This is a genomic window from Herbidospora mongoliensis (assembly GCF_001570545.1).
In the GTDB taxonomy this organism is placed as follows: Bacteria; Actinomycetota; Actinomycetes; order Streptosporangiales; family Streptosporangiaceae; genus Herbidospora; species Herbidospora mongoliensis.
On the sequence record NZ_BBXD01000017.1, the window covers coordinates 17822 to 38156 of the forward strand.

At 69.0% G+C, this 20335-nt stretch carries 19 protein-coding genes; 7 read left to right on the plus strand and 12 right to left on the minus strand.

From position 1 onward, the window contains the following. Position 1: 1 nt before the first annotated feature. The 4 genes from AW272_RS24665 to AW272_RS24680 all read left to right on the plus strand — a co-directional run bounded on the left by AW272_RS24665 (position 2) and on the right by AW272_RS24680 (position 4457). Positions 2–880: a serine hydrolase gene (locus AW272_RS24665; RefSeq protein WP_500779141.1), complete on the plus strand. Its 879-nt coding sequence runs from the start codon at positions 2–4 to the stop codon at positions 878–880. A 29-nt stretch (positions 881–909) separates the two neighbouring features. Further along, entirely contained in the window at positions 910–1692 is a 783-nt protein-coding gene (locus AW272_RS24670; RefSeq protein WP_066369652.1) for a TIGR02452 family protein, read from the plus strand. Between the two features lie 214 nt (positions 1693–1906). After that, on the plus strand, positions 1907–3118 hold the full coding sequence (locus AW272_RS24675; protein WP_157518753.1) for a competence protein CoiA family protein: 1212 nt from the start codon (positions 1907–1909) through the stop codon (positions 3116–3118). 100 nt (positions 3119–3218) lie between these two features. Next, entirely contained in the window at positions 3219–4457 is a 1239-nt protein-coding gene (locus AW272_RS24680) for an MFS transporter (RefSeq protein WP_066369655.1), read from the plus strand. A 12-nt stretch (positions 4458–4469) separates the two neighbouring features. Here AW272_RS24680 and AW272_RS24685 read toward each other — a convergent pair whose 3' ends face one another. The 6 genes from AW272_RS24685 to AW272_RS24710 form a co-directional block, all read right to left on the minus strand. Further along, positions 4470–5450, minus strand: a complete 981-nt coding sequence (locus tag AW272_RS24685; protein ID WP_083958636.1) for a hypothetical protein — start codon at positions 5448–5450, stop codon at positions 4470–4472. A 13-nt stretch (positions 5451–5463) separates the two neighbouring features. Next, complete coding sequence (locus AW272_RS24690; RefSeq protein ID WP_066369663.1) at positions 5464–6132, minus strand: SPFH domain-containing protein; 669 nt, start codon at positions 6130–6132, stop codon at positions 5464–5466. A 351-nt stretch (positions 6133–6483) separates the two neighbouring features. After that, positions 6484–7272 (minus strand): SGNH/GDSL hydrolase family protein, encoded by a 789-nt coding sequence (locus AW272_RS24695; protein WP_066369666.1) that lies wholly within the window; start codon positions 7270–7272, stop codon positions 6484–6486. Positions 7273–7454: 182 nt separating this feature from the next. Further along, entirely contained in the window at positions 7455–8753 is a 1299-nt protein-coding gene (locus tag AW272_RS24700; protein ID WP_066369667.1) for an acetamidase/formamidase family protein, read from the minus strand. Positions 8754–8902: 149 nt separating this feature from the next. Beyond that, positions 8903–9394 carry a hypothetical protein gene (locus AW272_RS24705; RefSeq protein WP_157518754.1) on the minus strand — a complete coding sequence of 164 codons (492 nt, stop codon included), beginning with the start codon at positions 9392–9394 and terminating at the stop codon, positions 8903–8905. 109 nt (positions 9395–9503) lie between these two features. Beyond that, positions 9504–10097, minus strand: coding sequence for a TetR/AcrR family transcriptional regulator (locus tag AW272_RS24710; RefSeq protein ID WP_066369674.1), 594 nt, complete (start codon positions 10095–10097; stop codon positions 9504–9506). 83 nt (positions 10098–10180) lie between these two features. Between AW272_RS24710 and AW272_RS24715 the strand changes: the two genes are divergently transcribed. After that, a complete protein-coding gene (locus AW272_RS24715) occupies positions 10181–11395 on the plus strand; it encodes an FAD-dependent monooxygenase (protein ID WP_066369675.1) in 1215 nt (404 codons plus the stop codon). A gap of 8 nt (positions 11396–11403) precedes the next feature. On the opposite strand, the gene AW272_RS24720 is transcribed toward AW272_RS24715, so the two are convergent. Genes AW272_RS24720 through AW272_RS24735 form a run of 4 tightly spaced genes read right to left on the minus strand, consistent with a single transcriptional unit; the run spans position 11404 to position 16754 of the window. Beyond that, a complete protein-coding gene (locus AW272_RS24720; RefSeq protein ID WP_245657707.1) occupies positions 11404–13680 on the minus strand; it encodes an ATP-binding cassette domain-containing protein in 2277 nt (758 codons plus the stop codon). A gap of 10 nt (positions 13681–13690) precedes the next feature. Further along, positions 13691–14380 carry an ABC transporter permease gene (locus tag AW272_RS24725; RefSeq protein ID WP_066369677.1) on the minus strand — a complete coding sequence of 230 codons (690 nt, stop codon included), beginning with the start codon at positions 14378–14380 and terminating at the stop codon, positions 13691–13693. Next, positions 14377–15852 carry an ABC transporter permease subunit gene (locus AW272_RS24730; protein WP_066369679.1) on the minus strand — a complete coding sequence of 492 codons (1476 nt, stop codon included), beginning with the start codon at positions 15850–15852 and terminating at the stop codon, positions 14377–14379. Before AW272_RS24730 ends, AW272_RS24725 begins: the two co-directional genes overlap by 4 nt. After that, positions 15849–16754: an ATP-binding cassette domain-containing protein gene (locus AW272_RS24735; RefSeq protein ID WP_066369682.1), complete on the minus strand. Its 906-nt coding sequence runs from the start codon at positions 16752–16754 to the stop codon at positions 15849–15851. Before AW272_RS24735 ends, AW272_RS24730 begins: the two co-directional genes overlap by 4 nt. Positions 16755–16865: 111 nt before the next feature. Here AW272_RS24735 and AW272_RS24740 point away from each other — a divergent pair, with 111 nt between their 5' ends. Together AW272_RS24740 and AW272_RS24745 are read left to right on the plus strand one after the other, a co-directional pair. Continuing rightward, positions 16866–17903, plus strand: a complete 1038-nt coding sequence (locus AW272_RS24740; RefSeq protein WP_218011046.1) for a sensor histidine kinase — start codon at positions 16866–16868, stop codon at positions 17901–17903. Next, positions 17900–18538 carry a response regulator gene (locus AW272_RS24745; protein WP_066369686.1) on the plus strand — a complete coding sequence of 213 codons (639 nt, stop codon included), beginning with the start codon at positions 17900–17902 and terminating at the stop codon, positions 18536–18538. The genes AW272_RS24740 and AW272_RS24745 overlap by 4 nt, the downstream gene beginning before the upstream one ends. On the opposite strand, the gene AW272_RS24750 is transcribed toward AW272_RS24745, so the two are convergent. Both AW272_RS24750 and AW272_RS24755 read right to left on the minus strand, forming a co-directional pair. After that, positions 18528–19961 carry a multicopper oxidase family protein gene (locus AW272_RS24750; RefSeq protein WP_066369688.1) on the minus strand — a complete coding sequence of 478 codons (1434 nt, stop codon included), beginning with the start codon at positions 19959–19961 and terminating at the stop codon, positions 18528–18530. The genes AW272_RS24745 and AW272_RS24750 overlap by 11 nt on opposite strands. Next, entirely contained in the window at positions 19958–20323 is a 366-nt protein-coding gene (locus AW272_RS24755; RefSeq protein ID WP_066369691.1) for a hypothetical protein, read from the minus strand. The genes AW272_RS24750 and AW272_RS24755 overlap by 4 nt, the downstream gene beginning before the upstream one ends. Positions 20324–20335 lie beyond the last annotated feature (12 nt).

The window sequence follows — 20335 nt, forward strand, 5'->3', positions numbered from 1 at the left end:
CGTGATCCGTGAGGTGCGCCGGATGCTCGACGAGGGCGGGCTGCGAGGATCGTTCCTGGTCCGCGACCTGCTCACCGGCGAGGAGATCGGCATCGACCCCGACGTCGAGTTCATCACCGCCTCCCTGGTCAAGATCCCGCTGGCCGTGGCCACCCTGGAGCGGATCAGGCGCGGCGAACTCGACGGCGCGACCCGGCTGACCGTCGGCCCCGGCGCCCGCTTCTCCCCCGGCCCGACCGGCGTGAGCCGCTTCCGCCACCCGGCCGAGATCGCGATCGACGACCTGCTCCTGCTGACCATGACGGTCAGCGACAACACCTCGGGCGACGCCCTGTTCGACCTGACCCCGCCCGCGATGGTGGCCGCTTTCCTGGACGAATACGGGCTGCGCGGCATCTCCGTCCGGCACACCCTGCGCCACCTGACCGACAGCCCGGTCGAGCACCTCGGCGGCCACCTGGCCCACGTGCTGGCCATCGAGGGCGCGACGGCCGGGCGCGGCCACCCCGTTCCCCAGCTCGACGTGACCCGGGCGTCGTCGGGCACCGCCCGCGCGTTCGTCGACCTGCTGGCGGCGTTGTGGCGGCCGTCCAAGATCGACCCTTGGGTGTCGGAACGCGTGCGGGAGCTGATGGGCGACAACGTGCTCCGGCAGCGGCTCGCTCCCGACTTCGCCTCCGACCTGACGACGTGGTCGTCCAAGACCGGGACCATGCTCAACCTGCGGCACGAGGTGGGCGTGGTCGAGCACGCCGACGGCCAGGTGTTCGCGGTCGCGGCGCTGACGGAGTCGCGGGTCGCGGCGGTGCGGCAGCCCGGGGCGGAGGCGCTGATGGCTCAGGTGGCACGGGCGTTACGGGATGAAATCCGCTCGCGCTGACGGCTCGCCGACTGCGACGATCATGACAAATGAGCAGTCGATTACGGGCCATCGCCCGCGAAACCGTCGAGGTCGTCGAGAACGGCGGATACAAAGCACCGTCCGGCCGCTGGGTCGAGGTCACCGTCGACCGGACCGAGACCCGCATCCACCTGCCGGACGAGCCGCTCGTCCGGTGCGGAGACCGCACACCGGTGATCGAGGTCGTCAACCAGACCACACTGGAGGCCACCCGCGAGCTGGCCGCCGATGACCTGGCCTGCCTCGTCTTCGCCTCGGCCAAGAACGCCGGGGGCGGCTTCCTCAACGGCGCCCAGGCCCAGGAGGAGAGCGTCGCCCGGGGGTCGGCGCTGTACGCCTGCCTGACTGCGGCGCGCGCGTTCTACGAGTTCCATCGTGAGCAGGGAGACCTCCGGTACAGCGACCGGGTGATCTACTCCCCCGGCGTGCCGGTGTTCCGGGACGACAGGGGTGACTTCCTGAAGGAGCCGTACCGGGTGGCGTTCCTGACCTCGGCCGCGCCCAACGCACGCGCCATGGGGCAGACGCAGCGCTCATCGCTCGGGGAGGTGCCCGAGTTGCTGAAGGCGCGGGCCGCAAGGGTGCTCGACGTCGCGGCCGCTCACGGGCACCGGAGGCTGGTTCTCGGGGCGTGGGGGTGCGGAGTGTTCGGCAACGACCCCGAGGTGGTCGCGGCCGCGTTCGCCACGGCTCTCAAGGGGCCGCAACCCTTCGACCTGGTCAGGTTCGCGGTGCTGGACCGGACTCGCGGCAATCCGGTTCATTCGGCGTTCGCGCGAGTCTTCGGCTGACGGGCGATCTCAGCCCAGGCTTGAGATACCGGCTGAAATCCGTGGCGAGGCAATATGGGGCTCCAGGCACTCATGAGGGACGAGCGTCGTGTGCGCCGAAATCCGGCATCGACAAATACGATATCGATCTTCTGCTCGCTTTCGCCAGACAGAATGACCGGCTTATAGTTGCTACTGCGCAATTTCTCCTTGGCCTATTTAGGTGCAGAGAGGTGTGCGGGTATTGGCCTCCAGCGTCTACCACGTCGGTCGCAACCTCGAGCTCAATCTCACGGAGCCGGATCTCGGGCATCCGGAATTACCCGGTCTCTGGGAAGAACTGCTCGGCGAGAGAAACCTCCCCGTTCCCGAACGTCAATTGCAGTGCATGGAATGCCGGGATCAGCGGCCAGCCTGTCCGGAGTGGATGTTTCTCACCGAGCGCCGAGGTGTGCGCTTCGCCACTCATCACAACCCGGCGGTCCGCGACCATCCATCCAACGAGAGTGATCAGCACAAGGCGATCAAAGAGCGGATCGCCAAGGCGGCCATACTCGGTGGATTCAGGGTCGACGTCGAAAGCCGCGCCAAGGATGGCCGCCGCCGGACCGATGTGCTCGTCAAAGGCGTCGGTGACCTGCTCGTGGGGCACGAGGTTCAGTTGGCCTACGCAGGCCTCTCATCGGTGAGAAAGCGGACCCGGCGGGCTCGCGCCGACGGCATCACACCGTCGTGGACGACCGTCGATCCGCAGCGGGACTTCATCAACCACGTCCCCTGGGCTCAGACCGATGACTTCCCGTGGAAATACATCGCCGAAGGCGGCGACCTGCAGATCCGGGGCGGCGTTCGCTCTCTGCACATGATTCGCTGCAACGTCCTGAGTCCCGAGCCGTGTCCGACGCGCGGCCAGGGGAGGTGCGGGCAACGCCACGGCACATGGATCCCCCATTTCCCGTACCTGCTCGACGATCTCGTGCGCGATACGGCGGCCGGTGAGTTCGTGCCGGTGATCGTCACCGGAAAGCGGCTGAACCGCCGGTGGTGGGTGCGGCCCGCAGACCGTGACCGCTACGCCGATTGCGGCGGCGGGATCGTCACGGAGGACGACCTGCTCCGTGGCCGTGAGGGGAAGATCGCCGCCACCGTGATTCCGCGCCCCCTCGACGGCGAATGCCGTTTTGGACAGGACAGCGGAATCCGATCCGCGCCACGACCGGCCCACGACGGTGACGACACCGACCTGTCGGTGATCACCGAGACGACGCCATGGCCGTCTCCGCCCCCGAGAGCTCCGATCCGGCGGGGTGTGTGCGGCAGCGGATCGGGACCGTGCGGGCATTCGCCAGCTCGGCTCTACGCATGCGGCTGGCGCTGCGAGCAGCACCGCCCAGGTCTTCCGGCGGCACGGTTAATCGATGGTCCGGCAAGGGATCTGATGGCATAGTTCCTGGATGATCCGCACATCGACGGCGTCCTGACCACGTGACCGTCGACCGGAGGGCCGACCTCCCGGCCCGTCGCCGCTATCCGGAGCATCTCAGCCCATGACCGATGAGTTCACGACGAAGGCCACCTATGGCCAGGTCTTCGCGGTCACCCAGTTCCGTGCCCTGTTCGCCGCTCGCCTGCTCGGCGTCATGTCCGACACACTGCGATCCGTCGCGCTGGCCGTCCTGGTGTTCGACCAGACCAGCTCTCCCCTGTTGACGGCGGTCGCGTTCACGATCGGATTCCTCCCCCAGGCCGCCGGCGGCCTGTTCCTCGCCGCGATGGCCGACCGGTTCCCGCCTCGGACCCTCATCACGACCGGATACGCCCTCCAGTGCGCGGTCGGCCTGCTCCTCGCGTCCGGAAGGATCCCGGTCGCGTTCAGCCTGCTCCTCGTCGCCGCGGTCGCCTGTCTGACACCGGTCATCACCGGGGCCGCCGGCCGCGTCCTGGCGGAGATCCTCACCGGTGACACCTACGTGCTGGGGCGTTCGCTGAACTACCTCGTCGCCGTCGCGGCGCAGCTGGTGGGCATGGCAGCCGGTGGGGCGCTGGTCGCATGGCTGGGTGTGGGGCCGACGATGCTGGTCACCGCAGGGGCGCATCTGCTCGCGTTGGCGATCAGCCGCCTGTTCCTGGCGCACACCGAGAGGGCGGCCCGTACGGGCGGATCGATCGTGCGTAGGACCCTTCAGGGGAACGCCGCGCTGCTCGCCGCCCCCGGGGTCGCCAAGCTGATCATGGTGCAGTGTCTGCCCGCCGCGCATCTGGCCGCGGCGGGCAGCCTGCTCATCCCCTACTCCGAGCAGCGCGGGTTCGGTCCGGCGGAGACCGGGCTCCTTCTGGCGGCCACGTCGGCCGGGATGCTCATCGGGGACATCGTGGTGGGGCGGGCGTTCGCGCCGGCCACCCGGGAACGGCTCGTCCTGCCGTTGCTGCTGGTCATGGGGACACCCCCGATCGCGCTCGTCCTGGACCTGCCGCATCCGGTCGTCGCCGCCCTGTACGTCGTCACCGGCGTCGGCTCCGCCTACCTGCTCGGCCTGCAACGACGCTTCCTGGAGGCGGTCCCGTCAGACCTCCAGGGTCAGGGTTTCGCGGTGCTCAACACCGCCACGATGACCATCCAAGGGGTCGGGCCTCTCGTCTTCGGCGTGTTCGCGGAATTCCTCCCGGTCGGCCACGCGATCGCCCTGACGGGAGTGAGCAGCGTGATCACGACGCTCCTCCTGCGCCACGTCATTCGTGCACCGGGGTGGCCCGCGAGGGCGGGCTCTGGACATACAGAAGAGTGATTCACGAGATCATCACAGGCTGAGCAGCACGAGCACCACCACGAGCAGCGCGAGCGCGACGAGTGGCGCGGTCAGCTTGGTGGCGCTGTAGGGCCGTTTCCCGCGCACCTCCCCGGTCGCCCCGTCGACGGTGAAGCGCCAGGTCTTCCCGCCGAGTGAATAGTCTCCGGTCCAGTACGGCAGCAGGATCAGATCCCCGTCCATCGAGGGATACGTGGTCACCATCGAGTTCAGGCGTCGTTCGTCGCCGCCGATGTCGGCGAGGCAGGCCGTCCGGATGTGCGACTTCACCGAGGTCTTGGCCTGGTTGAGTGCCTGGTCGGGCGGGACGGTGTAGCGCAGCGTCGCCACTCCCGACAGGTATTCGGCCTGGAACGGCACCGTCGTGGCGGGCAGTCTCGCGGGCCGGTGCTGCTTCACCCCGGGTACGACGACGTCGGTGAAGCGACGGTTGATCTTGCCGCGGGCCTGCCTCCAGCGGGTGCGCCGGACCGACCGGGTTCTGGTCTCGCCGCCGCTCTCGTAGGTCTCGACCTGGTAGTAGTGGTCGCCGCGGCGTCCCACGTAGCGGGTCACGGTCTCCAGGTCGAACACCCAGACCGGGACGAACGTGGCCGTGATGGACGCGGCGTCCGACACCCGGGCCAGCGATTCGGGCGCGAACCACCGGGCGCCGGCCCAGCGGTCGAGGGCGTTCAGGGCGAGTTCCCGGTCGAGGGTGAACGGCGCCAGCGCGCCGGGCCGCACCTCACCGCCGAGTTCCAGCACGATCGGCGTCTCGCAGGCCGGGCAGCGGGAGGACAGCAGAGCGGGCGTGGACGCGGTCGCGCACCGGGGGCAGACCACCCGATGCTCGTCGGTGAGGGTCACGGGCAGGCGCCCGCGCAGCGTCTCCACCGGCCGCCGCACCGCCGGTCCGGTCACCGCGAGAGGCTGGACAGCCTGGCAGTACGGGCAGCGCATGCCGTCGGCGCCCGGGACGTACTCGGTCACGCCACCACACAGATCACACAACATATGGCCTGGTCAGCCCCCCTATGTCGATGTCGCAGACTTCCAGTCCCGGCTCGGCCAGGTCGCGGTTGACGGCGGCGGCGACCTCGTCGGCCAGCGCCGCGTCGTTGAGCACGTCGAGCACCGGCCGATGCGCCGACCAGGCCGCGAGCGTGCTGGTGAGGCGCCGGAGCAGCGGCCCCCTGATCGACTCGGCGACCTGTTCGGCCACCACGAGCGGCTGCCCGGCGACGAGCTGGTTGAGGAAGGCGGTCGGGTCGACCACCCGGAAGGAGAAACTCCCGTGCGCGGCGACCATGACCGGGCCCATTCGCGGATCGTTCAGCGCGACGGGACGCCGGGTGCCCCATTTGAGGTTGGTGAATCTGCGGGTGCTGACGAAGTGGACTTCCGCCTTCTCCGGGGAGCGGAAGCCGTACCGGAAACCGCGCAGTCTGCTTTTCACCGGCACATTGCCGGTCTGCAGAGTCTGGGTTCCGGCGTGGCATTCTCTGATGATCTGACCGCCGCGTACGAACAGGGCGACCTGCCATTCCCGGACGATCAGTTTGGACCCGTTCTTGAGTTCGTCGAACGGCCGGTGGTATCGCCAGGCGACGACGCCCGGCCGCCCGCCGTTCCATTCCACGATGTCGATCAGTTCGCCGCGTATCAGGCCCATGTGCTCCCGCTCCCGTGGACTCACACCCCAGTGGGAACAGGAAACCGTCCGCTTCCGGACAGCGGGGGTAACCGTGCGGCTATAGAAATATAGGGAAATTTCGCTAGTCAGCCGGGGTGTGACGCACGCCACTTACTCATGTACTCGGCCAGATCGAGCGACGCGTCGCGAATGGTCGCGCAGGCGACGCCGGAACCCGGTGAACGTCCAGCCCGGCGCGCATGAACGAGAACTTCCCATCGGCGCCCCCGCAGACGGAAGCAGCCTCGGCGAACGAGATCACTGAACGGATGAGTTGTTCTCACTTCGAGATAACGGTCTACACGAATCCGCACCCGCCCGTGCTCGAATTCAGCGCAGCGTTCGCTCCTCGGTGATGACGACGTCGGTCAGGTCAGGACGCTTGGCGAACCGCCCGTTGCCCGACGACCGCCCGGTCAGCCGGCGCACCAGCCACGGCCCGAGAAAGGTGGCCACCCACACGAGTTCGGCCCGATACCTGGCCAGCCGCTTCGGCGCCTTCAACGGCGGCAGCGGCTCGGCCCACGACTCGTCGGAGTCCGGCAGCCCGAGCGCGTGCGCGGCCCCCGCCGCGATCAGCGAGTGCCCCAGCGGGGTGGCGTGGACGCGGTCCCGGCACCAGAGCCTCGGGTCGACCCCGATCTCGTACGCCTCGGTGTCGACCACGATCACCCCGAGCCGCCGCGCCGACTCACGGATCCGCCGGTTGAACTCCAGCAGCTTCGGGCGCAGGTGCCGGGTGATGGCGGAGATCCTGGTGACGTCGGGATAGGTGAACGTGAGGATGGTCGCCCCGGCGTTCGCGAAGGCGGCGTAGACGGCGTCGAGGTCGGCCATCACCGCGTCGACGTCGAACCCGGGACGGACCAGATCGTTCATGCCGACCATCACGGTGACCAGGTCGGGCCGCATCGCCAGGGCGGGGCCGAGCTGCATCGACCTGACGTGGCAGCTGCGATGGCCGCGGATGGCGAGGTTGGCGTACTGGATGCCGGGATGATGGACGGCGAGCAGCTCGGCGAACCGATCGGCCCAGCCCCGGTAACCGATCGACTCGTCACCGTCGAGAAGTCCTTCGGTCTGGCTGTCGCCGACGGCGACGTAGCGGAGATAGCTCATGCCGGCTCCTGGCGCTCAATGTGTTGCACAGTGATCGCACCAGCTCCGCTTTTCCGCCACTCGCCGGACAGGTGACACGCGTCTTAAGGCCCGGTGAGATCGGGGCTGTCCGGGGTCGGCCCCACCCTTCGCTTCGCGCTTGCGGGTGGCGGAGCGAATCTGCTCCGCCACCCCGTCTCAGATCAGTGGCGGCGGCCCTTGAAGACGCTCTTCGGGATGTAGCCGGTCACGACCTGGGTGCGGTCGACGACCTCGGCGTTGTGGTAGTTCACCGCGATCGAGGCGAACGAGTAGGCCTTCGGGACGGTCAGGCCCTGGGTGGTGACGAGGAAGTCGACGGTCTTCTCGACCGCGATCCGCATGGCGCGGTCGAGGTCCCAGTGGATGCCCATCATGATCCAGTGGTCGTCGGTCTCGGCCCACGGCAGTTCGGTTTCCACGTTCTTGATCAGGGTGATGCGGAACGTGCCGGACAGCGAGTGCTCGACGGCGGTGCCGCTGACCTCGCCGTCGCCCTGGCAGCTGTGCGGGTCGCCCATGAAGATCTGCGCGCCGGGCTGGAAGACCGGCAGGAAGAGCGTCGTCCCCACGTTGAGGTCGCGGACGTCCATGTTGCCGCCGAACTTGCCCGGAGGCGTCGAGTTCTGCACACCGGTGGCCGGCGGCGGCTCGTTCTCGGTGTTGCCGATGAACTCGCCCGTGGGCGAGGCGACCGCGATGATCCCCATGAACTTGTGGGTCGGGATGATGATGTCGTCGGCGAAGAAGACGACCTCCTCACCCCGGTGCATGCCGGTCCGGTAGAGGTGGGTGCGGACGTCGGGCCAGACGCCGGCCGGAAGGTCCGGCGGGATGGTGGCGGGTATGTCGAGGCCCTGGTCGCCCTCGCGCCAGCCGGGGTAGAACGTGGCCATCACGCCGCTGGTCGGGGCGGTGTTGTTGAAGCCGTAGGGCACCCGGGTGTCGACGTTGAGGATGTCGATCGCGACGGTGTCGCCGGGCTCGGCGCCCTCGATGTAGATCGGGCCGGTCAGCACGTGCCCGCCGTAGCGCCGGCCCGTGGCCTCGCGCTCGGGCAGCGTCTGCCAGAACGCCAGGCCGTCGGAAAGGATCTCTTTCGGCCTGACCCCGAAGGCGCCGAAGTAGTCGTTCGGATGGACGGCGGAGTTGGTGAAACCCTGGTGGGAGAGGGTGTCGACGCGGACGGTCTGACCCGACCTCATCGTGAGGCCGGGCGTCCAGCCGATCGGGTAGCCGCCCCAGTGCAGTTTGTCGGGGGTGGACTTGAGGTGGTGGTCCCACTTTCCGGGCTTGGGATGGCCGTGGCCGCCCCTGTCTCCGGGTGATGCCTTGGCGGGGGCGGGGACGGTGGCCGCGAACGTCGCGGCCAGACCGGCGGCCAGCAGGCTCCGACGACTCGCCGAACTCCAGTGGTTGGTGGAAATGGTGGACTCCCATCCCTGGTCCCTGACGATGATCATCGGGGGGGTGGCTCCACCTTGACCGCCGGGTGTTTCGGCCGCTTAACGGTCGTGCAAAATCCGGGCGCTTACGACCACGGTGCCCCGCCTCGGGCACGGGTGTCCCATTGGCGGGCGGCGGCGCGTACGAAAATCACCCTGGATCCGGTCTATGTACGGTCCACGTACCAACTCCCGCAGGTGACGCCCCCGCCATTCGGCCGGATGCAGGCACGAGTCGCGTAGTGGCGCTGCTGGGTCGTGTTCCAGTTCATGACGAGGTCGGTGATCCGCCCGTCGGTCGTCCACCATTCGATTTTGAATGGACCGCACTGCTTCCATCCGCCCTCGCCGTTGACCTGTGCCGTGCTCGGATACTTGGGCAGCGAATTGGGGATCCCGTTCCTGCTGCGGTCGATCCAGACGAGGTCTCCCGACTGGCCTCCGTCGACGTTGGTATAGCTGAAGTTGAGGGCCGCGCCGTTCATGAGTTTGACGGTGCGTCCGGACACGCTGAGGGAATAGACCTGCTTGTAGACATCGGGCCGGAGGTAGGCATCGCAGTCCGCGGTGCCTGCCTGCGCCTGGGCCGGCACCAATACGACGGTGGCCGCACCAGCGATGACCGCGGCCATCGACAGCACAAGCCTTCGCGTCTTCATACTTTTCATCATTCGACGAACCCCTCGTTGTTTTGCCACTCCGAATCTCTATATCCGGAGCGAACAACGCCATTTTGGGCGCCGATCGATAAATGAGAAACCTATAAGCTTATAGGGTGCCTCGGGTCGTTTCCCGTCCCACGGTGATCGTCTGCAGTGCCTGGACCAGGTCCTGGGCGGAGGGCGCGCTGTCCGGGTCGACCAGCCACTGGGTCGCCAGCCCGCCGAGCAGCGCCTGGTAGAACGCGCCGACGGCCATCGCCTTCTGTTCGTCGGCGGCCGGGTCGAGGTTCTCGAAAAGGGCCGCCAGCCCCAGCCGGGCCTGCCGGTTCGCGCTCGCGAACGCCTCGCGCACCTCCGGCAGGCGGTCCATCTGCGCGATGAGTTCGAACTGGATGGCCCAAAGGGGCCGGAGCCTGATGTACGACTCGATGATCTGAGTCCAGATCGCTTCGAAGCGCCGCAGGGGGGTCGCCCCGGGTGGCGCCTCGGTGGTCAGGGCGCGCTCGATCTCCTTCCCCCAGTCTTCCATCGCCTCGATGAGGGCCTCGTTCAGCAGCGCCTTCGTTGATCTGAAGTGATAGCCGATGGCGGCGAGGCTGGTGCCTGCCGCCTCGGCGATGTTGCGCGAGGTGGTGCCCGCGTAGCCCTTCTCCATCAGGCATTGCTTCGCCCCGGCGAGCAGATCTTCCCGATTTCCCATGCTCACAAGGGTATCGGATAGTCGCACAGATGTCTTGCACAAACGTCCTAGACAGTTGCCTGAGACGTTTGTACAGTCGAGGCATGACAAACATCCTGATCTCCGGCGGCAGCGTCGCCGGGCCGGCGTTGGCCTTCTGGTTGCGTGCGTACGGGTTCAACCCGACCGTCGTGGAGCGCGCGCCCGCACTGCGGACCGGCGGCTACAAGATCGACATCCGGGGCGCGGCCCTCGAGGTCGTCGACCGCATGGGGCTGCGGGACGAGGTGGCGCGCAACGGCACCGACATGCGGATCGCGCGGTTCGTGGACGCGACCGGCAGACAGCTGGCCAGCATGAGCGCCCAGCTCTTCGGCGGACGCGAGGGCGACGACGTCGAGATCATGCGCGGAGATCTGGCGCGGATCCTGTACGACGCGACCGAGAACGACGTCGAATACCTCTTCGACGACTCCATCACCGCGTTGGAGGAGACAGCCGACGGTGTGCGGGTCACCTTCGAGAACGGACCCCCGCGCACGTTCGACCTCGTGGTCGGCGCCGACGGCCTGCATTCCAACGTCCGGGCACTGGCCTTCGGCGAGGAGTCCGCCTACATCCACGACCTGGGGCACTACATCTCGATCTTCACCGTGCCCAACCACCTCGATCTCGACCGCACCGAGATGATGCACCCCGCCCCCGGCCGCAGCGCCGGCATGTACAGCACCGGCCGGAGCGGCGACGCCAAGGCGATGTTCCTCTTCGCCTCGGCCCCCCTCTCCTACGACCGCCGAGACATCGCCGAGCAGCGGAAACTGCTCGCCGAGATCTTCGCCGGCCAGGGCTGGGAGGTGCCCCGGCTCCTCGACGCCATGGCCGACGCGCCCGACTTCTACCTCGACTCGATCAGCCAGGTGCGCATGGACGCGTGGTCGTCCGGCCGGGTGGTCCTGGTCGGCGACGCCGCCTACGGGCCCTCCCCCGCCTCAGGCCAGGGCACCAGCCTGGCGCTGGTCGGCGCGTACGTCCTGGCCGGTTCGCTCGCCGCCGCGGCGGGAGACCACCGGGCCGGGTTCGCCGCCTACGAGAACGACATGCGCCACTTCGTCGAGGAGAACCAGAAGCTCGCCGCGAACAACCTCAAGGGCATGGTGCTGAAATCGGCGGCACAGATCCGCTTCCAGATGTTCCTGCTGCGCCTGATGCCCCATCTGCCGGGGAAGGACAGCATGATCAAGCGGGTGACCGAGCCGATCCGCAAGGCCGCGACAGCGATCACCCTCAAGAACTACCAAGGGGACAGAACCGGCAGGTAGCCCGCCGGTCAGGCCACATACTCCCGCAGGTGCTGGGCCGTCAGCGTGTCGGCGTTGGCGATCAGGTCTGCCGGTGGGCCGGTGAAGATGACCTCGCCGCCGTCGTGGCCGCCCCCGGGGCCGAGGTCGATGATCCAGTCTGCGTGGGCCATGACGGCCTGGTGGTGTTCGATCACGACGACCGAGTGGCCGTCGTCGACCAGGCGGTCGAGCAGGCTCAGGAGCTGGTCGACATCGGCCAGGTGGAGGCCCGTCGTCGGTTCGTCGAGGACGTAGATCGAGGACTTCTCGGCCATGTGGATGGCCAGTTTCAGGCGCTGACGTTCGCCGCCAGACAAGGTGTTCAGGGGCTGGCCCAGTCGGAGGTAGCCGAGGCCGACGTCGACCATGCGGGCGAGGATGGTGCGGGCCTGGCCGGTGGTGAAGAAGTCGCGGGCCTCGGTCATCGACATGCCGAGCACCTCGTGGATGTTCTTGCCGCGCAGCTTGTAGCCGAGCACCTCGGCGGTGAAGCGCTTGCCCTCGCACTGCTCACAGATCGACGACACCCCGGCCATCATGGCCAGGTCGGTGTAGATCAGGCCGATGCCGTTGCAGCCGGGGCAGGCTCCTTCGGAGTTGGCGCTGAACAGGGCCGCCTTGACGCCGTTCTCCTTGGCGAAGGCGGTGCGGATCGGGCCGAGCAGGCCGCTGTAGGTGGCGGGGTTGCTGCGGCGCGAGCCCCTGATCGCCGACTGGTCAGCGACGACCACGCCGTCGCGGCCGGACAGGTAGCCGTGGATGAGGGAGCTCTTGCCCGACCCGGCGACGCCCGTCACCACGGTCAGCACGCCGAGCGGCACGTCGACCGACACGTTCTTCAGGTTGTGGAGCGTGGCCCCGCTGATGGACAGGTGGCCGCTCGGAGGGCGTACGTGATCACGGAGTTTGGCCCGGTGGTCGAGGTGGCGGCCGGTGAGGGTGCCGGAGGCGCGCAGGCCGGGGACGTCGCCGGTGTAGCAGATGTGGCCGCCGTTCTCGCCGGCGCCGGGGCCGAGGTCGACGACGTGGTCGGCGATGGCGATGACCTCGGGTTTGTGCTCGACGACCAGAACCGTGTTGCCCTTGTCACGGAGCATCAGCAGGATCTCGTTCATGCGCCGGATGTCGTGGGGGTGCAGCCCGACGGTCGGCTCGTCGAAGACGTAGGTGACGTCGCTCAGGCTCGAACCCAGGTGGCGCACCATCTTCACGCGCTGCGCCTCGCCGCCCGACAGGGTGCCCGAGGAGCGGTTGAGGCTGAGGTAGCCGAGGCCGATGCCGACCAGGGACTCGAGCAGTTCGCGCAGGCTGGTCAGCACCGGGCCGACGCTCGGGTCGTCGACGGTCCGCAGGAAGGTGGCCAGGTCGTTGACCTGCATCGACGAGCACTCGGCGATGTTCACGCCGTTGATCTTCGAGGAGAGGGCCGCGCGGGTCAGCCGGGTGCCCTCGCATTCCGGGCACGGGGCGAACACCACGGCGCGGTCGACGAACGCCTTGATGGCGCCCTGCATCGATTCGCGGTCTTTGGTCAGGTAGATGCGGTTGACCTTGACGATCAGGCCCTCGTAGCTGAGGTTGTTCGAGCCGATCTTGACCTTGGTGTTGGGCTTGTTGAGGAAGTCGTCCCACTCCTGGTCGGTGAAATCCTTCAGCTTCTTGTCCGGGTCGTAGAACCCGGAATGGGCCATGACCTGCCAATACCAGCTGTCGACGTGGAACTGCGGCACCGTGATCGCGCCCTGGTTCAGCGACAGCTCGCGGTCGACGAGCTGGTCGACGTCGATCGTCGACACGTGCCCCAGCCCTTCGCATCGGGGGCACATGCCGTCGGGCAGGTTGAACGAGAACGCGGTCGACGGGCCGATGTGCGGCTGCCCGAGACGGCTGAAGATGATCCGGAGCATCGTGTACGCGTCGGTCGCCGTGCCGACCGTCGACCGCGAGTTGGCGCCCATGCGCTCCTGGTCGACGACGATGGCCGCGCTCAGGTTGTGCAGCGCGTCGACGTCGGGCCGGCTCTGCGACGGCATGAACGACTGGACGAACGCCGCGTAGGTCTCGTTGATCATCCGCTGTGATTCGGCCGCGATCGTGCCGAACACCAGCGACGACTTGCCCGACCCGGAGACCCCGGTGAAGACGGTGATGCGGCGCTTGGGAATGTCGAGGGAGACGTCGGCCAGGTTGTTCTCCCTGGCCCCACGCACCTGGATCAGGCTGTGGGAGTCGGCCGCGAGCGATTCGTTGAGGGGAGGCAGCACAGCGGAGAGCCTAAACGACCGCACCGACACTTCCGCCCACCCGCGACCTCCCGACCGCGAGCGCACCCACCGCCCAGACTCCCAGCACCGCCAGCCCGGCCCAGGGGCCGATGGACGCGATTCCTCCCTGTACGGCCATACCCGCCTCCATCGGCGAGATCCAGGCCAGCCGCTCCTGCCAGACAGGATCCTGAATCATGCGGATGACCAGCGGAAATCCGTACAGGATCCCCAGTGCGACCCCCATCGCGACCGCCGTGTCCCGGACCGCCGCGGCCACACCCAGCGCGAGCAGTGACACCAGCACGAGGTAGACGATCGACCCGACGAAGGCCGTCGGCGTGACGCCGGGGCCGATGACCGCCGAAGTGGTGATCGCCACGAGCGCCCCGGCCAGCGTGACACCCCCGACGAGCAGGGCTTTCGCGGCCAGCATCCGCCCCCGGTGCGGGACGGCGAGGAGGGTGACGACGATCATGCCGGTGCTGTACTCCCCCGCCACCATCCCGACGGCCAGCGCCACGGCGGCGATCTGCCCGGCCTGGACGCCGGCGAGCGACACCCGCGACGGGAGGACGTCGCAGCAGGGCACCAGGGCGGTGGCCGCAGCTCCCGTGCCGACGGTCAGGACGACCAGCAGCAGCACGAGCCACGGGAGGCCGGGGAGGGTGCGGAACTTCGTCCATTCGGCCCGGATCACGCGTCCCTCCGGCGCAGCACCACGATCGCTCCCGCCAGGGCCACGGCGGCGTACCCGCACATCACCGCGAACCCACCCAGCGGCGGGAGCGGGTAGTAGCCGAGTGCGGGGATGTAGTAATCCTCGACCTGCGGATACGCGGGGATGCTCTGCTGGATCGCGAACCCGGCCGCCGGGGTGACCCGCAGCAGCCACTGGGCCGCCGACGACGGGATCACCGAGGCCGTCGCGAGGAGCTGGGGCAGCAGGACCAGCATGATCGCGGCGATGACCGCCGCCGCGCTCCGCCGGAAGATCGCGCCCAGCGCGAGGGCCAGCACCGCCGTGACCGCCAGCAGCGCCGCCGTACCGACGATCACGCGGACCTCGGTGAGGGCGGTGATCGGGGCGATGCTGTTGTTGCGGTCGCGCATCAGGCCGATCCCGACCGGGACCGCGAGCGCCGCGGCGACCAGCCCGCCCGCGAAGGTGACCGTGGCGACGACGGCGGCCTTGGCCAGCAGCACCCCGGTCCGGCCGGGGTTGGCCGCGAGCGTCGCCTTGATCAGGCCGCGCCGGTATTCGGCCGTCACGAACAGCACGCCGACGACGATCACCGCGATCAGCCCGATGGACGCGCCGGTCAGGGTGCGTTCGACGACCGCGCCGCCCTCCATGCCCGCCGGTGAGATGTCCCCCGACCCGGTCAGCTGGATCGTGCTCCCCCACACCCGCGCCGACCCGACCGACAGCGTCGGTGCGCCGATTTCGCCACCGACGTCGTCATGTGTCCATGTTCCGGACGCCCCCTCGACGGACACGTCCTCGAACTTCCCGGTGACGTTGGTGAGCCGGCACGCGCCGATCGTCCCGCCGAGCGCACCCTGGGAGAGGGTGACGTCGCAGGGTGAGGCCGCGAACAGCCCGATGAGCGCGGGCCCCTTGAGCCGCCTCTCGGCGATGACCCGCCACGACGTGCCGTCCGGGGAGGACTCGCCCTTGAGGGTGTCGCCGCTCCGGGTCAGCCGCAGCCACGGGTCGCCGCCCGCGGCGAGGTCGTTGACGAAGTCGTCCTGGACCCGGGTGCCGTGCGCACCGGTGACCATGACGGCCGCATAGGCCGAGCCCTGCCGGAGGTCCTGCTTGACCATCACGCCGACCTTCGCCCAGGGCACCACACCCGGGACGATCTTGTCGTGGTCGGGCGGCGGATAGGTGATGACGCCGCTCACGTCGGCGACCTTGACCGTGATGGAGCCGTCGCCGGGAAGGGCCCGGTGGTAGAAGGAGAACCGGTCGTGGACGGCCTGCCCGCCGGGGCCGATCGGGATCTCCGGGCAGACGTCCCCTTGCGGGCCCTGACACGACCGGACCGTGCCGGCGGCGCCCAGCAGCCCGACGCCGACGGTGAGCAGCACCGCCACGATCGACCCGGCGACCCAGCCGCGTACCGTGCGGAACTTGGTCCATTCGGACCTCAGCAGAGGGATCATCGGAACTCCACGCTTTCTCGCGTCAGCTCCATATAGGCCTCTTCCAACGTGGCCCGATGGGCGCTGACCTCGGCGAACGCCACCTCGGCAGCGGTCAGCACCGCCACCGTCTCCGCGCCGGACAATCCCGCCACGGTCAGCGAGTCGGCGCCGGTCACCGTCACGGTCGCGCCCGCGCGGGCCAGCGCCTCCATCGCGTCCTCACGTGCGGTCGTGCGCAGGGTCACCCGCCCGTTCGAGGCGGTCGCGATCAGGTCCTCGACGGCCCGGTCGGCGACCACCCGGCCGCGTCCGGCCACGATCAGGTGCCCGGCGACGTCCTGCAGTTCACTCATCAGGTGGCTCGACACCAGGACCGATCGCCCGTCGGCCGCGAGTGACCGCAGCAGCCCGCGGATCCACACGATCCCCTCCGGGTCGAGCCCGTTGAAGGGCTCGTCGAACAGCAGCACCGGCGGATCGCCGAGCAGCGCCGCCGCGATCCCGAGCCGCTGCCGCATCCCGAGGGAGTAGCCGCCCGCCCTGCGTCGCGCGGCCGTGCCGAGGCCGACCTGTTCGACGACCTCGTCGACCCGGCGCGGGCCGAGGCCCTGTGACTGGGCCAGCCACAGCAGGTGGTTGCGCGCGGTCCTGCTCGGCTGGAACGCCGACGCGTCGAGCAGGGCGCCGACGTGGGTCAACGGCCTTTTCAGGGTCCGGTACGCCACCCCGCCCACCAGCGCCGACCCCTCGTCGGGCCGGTCGAGGCCGACGATGATCCGCATCGTGGTGGACTTGCCCGCCCCGTTGGGGCCGACGAAGCCGGTGACCAGGCCCGGTTTGACGGAGAAGGTCATGTCGTCGAGCGCTCGGGTGGCGCCGAATCGTTTTCGGAGCCCGTTGACTTCCACAGTCACGTCCATGTTCCGGAACCCTAGGTTCGGGCGTCGCGCGGGGCGTCCCGCCGGGGAGCGGTCTTCGGGTAGCTCACACGAGGGATGCCGGGGAGCCCCTTTAGGGGCAGAATGACCTGCGTGAATGGGCGTGCCGTCGCAGGTCTCCTCGTGGTGGCGGCCTTCGTCCTGGGGGTGTCCACGTCGCTGGCCATGGCGCTGGTGGGCCTGGCGGCGACGCTGCCGCTGGTGCTGCTCTGGTCGCAGCGAGCCGCCGCCGGCGTCCTCGTCACGGTGGCCACGGTGCTGTCGCTGACGGCTTTCCAGGACCCTTCGTACGCCGGCCTGATCGCCACCATGGTCGCGCTGTTCCGTCTGGGCGAGACCTCGGAGCGGCTGGCGCTGGCCTGCTCGATCCCGTGTCTGGCGCTGATCGTCCACGCCCCCGTGCTGGCCCTCGCGCCGTCGGCCGCGATGGCCGGGATCACCTGGCAGGCGCGGAGGAAAGCGCAGGTCAGCGCGGCCGCCCGGGATGTGATCGAGGAGAACCTGCTGCGCCGCAGCGCGGCCGGTGAACGGGCCAGGATCGCGCGCGAGCTGCACGACGTGGTGGCCCACCACATCTCGATGGTGGCCGTCCAGGCCGAGGCGGCCCGCCTGGCGACCCCCGGGCTGCCCCAGGCCGGAGCCGACCGGCTGCGCGCGATCGGCGACACCGCGCGGAGCGCGCTGACCGAGATGCGGCGGCTGCTCGGCGTGCTGCGCGAGGACACCGACCAGCCGGAACGCGTGCCCCAACCAGGCCTGCGCGAACTCAACGCCCTGGTGGACACGGCCCGCGCGGCCTCCGGCGGGGCGACCCGGCTGATCCTGCGCGGGACGCCGATCGCGCTCGACCCGGTGGCCGAACTCGCGGCCTACCGCATCGTCCAGGAGGCCCTGACGAACGTCCGGCGGCACGCGCCGGGAGCGGCGGTGGACGTGGAGTTCGACTACGGAGGCGACGCGCTGAGGGTGGTGGTCCGGGACAACGGACCGGCGGTGGAGACCCCGATCGAGGGGCTGGGCCTGGTGGGCATGCGGGAACGCGCGTACGCGGTGGGCGGGACACTGCGTACCGGAGCACTGAGAGGCGGCGGTTTCATGGTCGAGGCGATCCTCCCTGGTAAGACGGCATGATCCGCATCGTCATCGCCGATGACCACCCCGTCGTCCGGTCGGCGTTCGCCGATCTGCTGGCCACCCAGCCCGACTTCATCGTCGTCGGCAGCGCCTCCGACGGCGCGGAGGCCGTGCGGGTGTGCGCGGTGACCGCGCCGGATCTCGTGCTGATGGACGTGCGGATGCCCGTCATGGACGGCATCGAGGCCACCCGGCGATTGTCCGAAGGCACCAGGGTGCTCATCCTCACCACCTTCGACCTCGACGAATACGTCTACGACGCCCTGCGCGCCGGAGCCAGCGGGTTCCTGCTCAAGGACGTCACGGCCGAGCGGCTCTTCGACGCGGTCAGGGTCGTGGCCGCCGGTGAGGCGTTGCTCGCGCCCACCGTCACGCGGCGGCTCATCGGGGAGTTCGCCCAGCTCCGGCCCAAGGTGTCCGTCGAGGGGCTGACGCCCCGCGAGACCCAGGTCCTGCGGCTGATCGCCGAGGGACTGTCCAATCCGGAGATCGCCGGAAGGCTGACCGTCACCGAGGAGACGGTGAAGACCCACGTCAGCCGGGTGCTCAACAAGCTCGGCCTGCGCGATCGGACGCAGGCCGTGGTCGCCGCCTACGAGTCGGGCCTGGTGGTGCCGCGCTTCAGGGGATGACCTCGAAGGTGGCCATCATGGCCATGTCCTCGTGTTCGAGGTTGTGGCAGTGGAAGACGTACCGGCCCGGATAGCCGTCAAATTTGGCGATCACCTCCATCGTCTGGGCCTCCCGGAGTTCGACCGTGTCCTTCCATGCCGGGTCGGGGGTGCCGTCGGTCATCACCTGGAAGTGGGCCAGGTGCAGGTGGATCGGGTGGCTGACGTCGCTGGTGAACCGCCAGATCTCGGTCGCGCCGAGTTTCACCGTGGCGTCGACCCGGCCGGCGTCGTACGGCTTGCCGTTGATCAGCCAGCCGGTGCCGCCGTGGAGGTTGCCGCTGGTGAACTCGAAGTCGCGGGTGACCGTGGCCGTCTCGGGGTCGATCCTGTCCACCTGGGAGAGGACGGGCGGGATCGACGAGTCGTCGGGGGCGTCGCGGTCGACGTCGAACCGCATGACCCGGCCGTCGTCGGCGAGGTCGCGCAGTTCCACGCGGTCTCCGATTCGGTGGGCGGCGAAGTCGACGACGAGATCGGCCCGTTCGCCGGGCGAGAGCCGTACGGAATCCAGGGTTCTCGGAGCGGGCAGCAGGCCACCGTCACTGCCGATCTGGACGATCGGGCCACCGGTCGACAGCTCGTAGGGCCGCGCGTTGGACGCGTTGACCACGCGCAGCCGATATCGGGCGCGGGCGACCTTCAGCACCGGCCACGGCGCGCCGTTGACCAGGGTGACGTCCCCCAGAACGCCGCCCATGTACGCCTCCTTCGCGCCGGGTTTGCCGGGTTGGCCCGGGTAGGGCATCGTGCCGTCGGCGGCGAACGTGCGGTCGCAGATCACCAGAGGGATCTCGCGCTCGCCCTTGGGGAGCGGCAGGGCGTCTTCCTCGTCGTCGCGGACCAGGAACAGACCGGCCAGACCACGCCAGACCTGCGGGCCGGTGTAGTCCATGCGGTGATCGTGATACCAGAGCGTGGCGGCCCGCTGCGTCATCGGATAGTCGTATTCGCGCGTCGCCCCCGGTTGTACGAGGTCGGTCGGATGGCCGTCGGAGGCCGCCGGCGTGTGGCCTCCGTGCAGGTGCAGAACGGTCGGAACGCTCAGTTCGTTGGTCAGCCGCACCACGGTCCGGCGGTCCCGGCGGGTCTCGATGATCGGCCCGGGAAAGCGGCCGTCGTAGCCCCAGATGGGCGTCCGCAGCCCGGGGATGATGCTCGCGACCGCCTGACGTGCGGTGATGTCGTAGTAGTCGGTGTCGCCGCGCCGAGTCGGGCGGGCGAACGGCGGGATGGGCAGCGGCGAGGCGAACGGCTTGGGCAGGGGCGCGGTGCTGCGCAGAATCTGCGGCACCGGGGTGCCCGCGAGCAGCGAGCACCCCGTGACCAGGGCGAACCCGCCCAGGCCGAGCGTGGCCAGCGCCTCGCGTCGGGTGAGCCTCACGCGGCCACCGGCGTGTCGCGCCTGGAGGGGTAGAGGATGCCCAGCGTGTGCACGACGCCACCGAACATGATCATGCCGATCGGCACGTGCAGCGCCTTGAAGTGGGCGAATCCGAAGTACATCTGCAGGAAGACCAGGAGAAGGATCATCACCGCGGGAATGATCTGCTTCCGGTCCTTCGTCATGATCGCCACCACCAGCGAGGCGATGGCCGCCAGCACCACCAGGATCGCGGTGGCCCGGTGGATTCCCCGCCCCCCGGGCGAGGCCAGCAGCAGGCCCGCGGTGATGCCCTGAATCAGCAGTGCGGCGGCGAGGATCAGCGTCACGATTCGGCGCGCGCCCAGATAAGCCGTGTTCATCGGTGGTCTCCC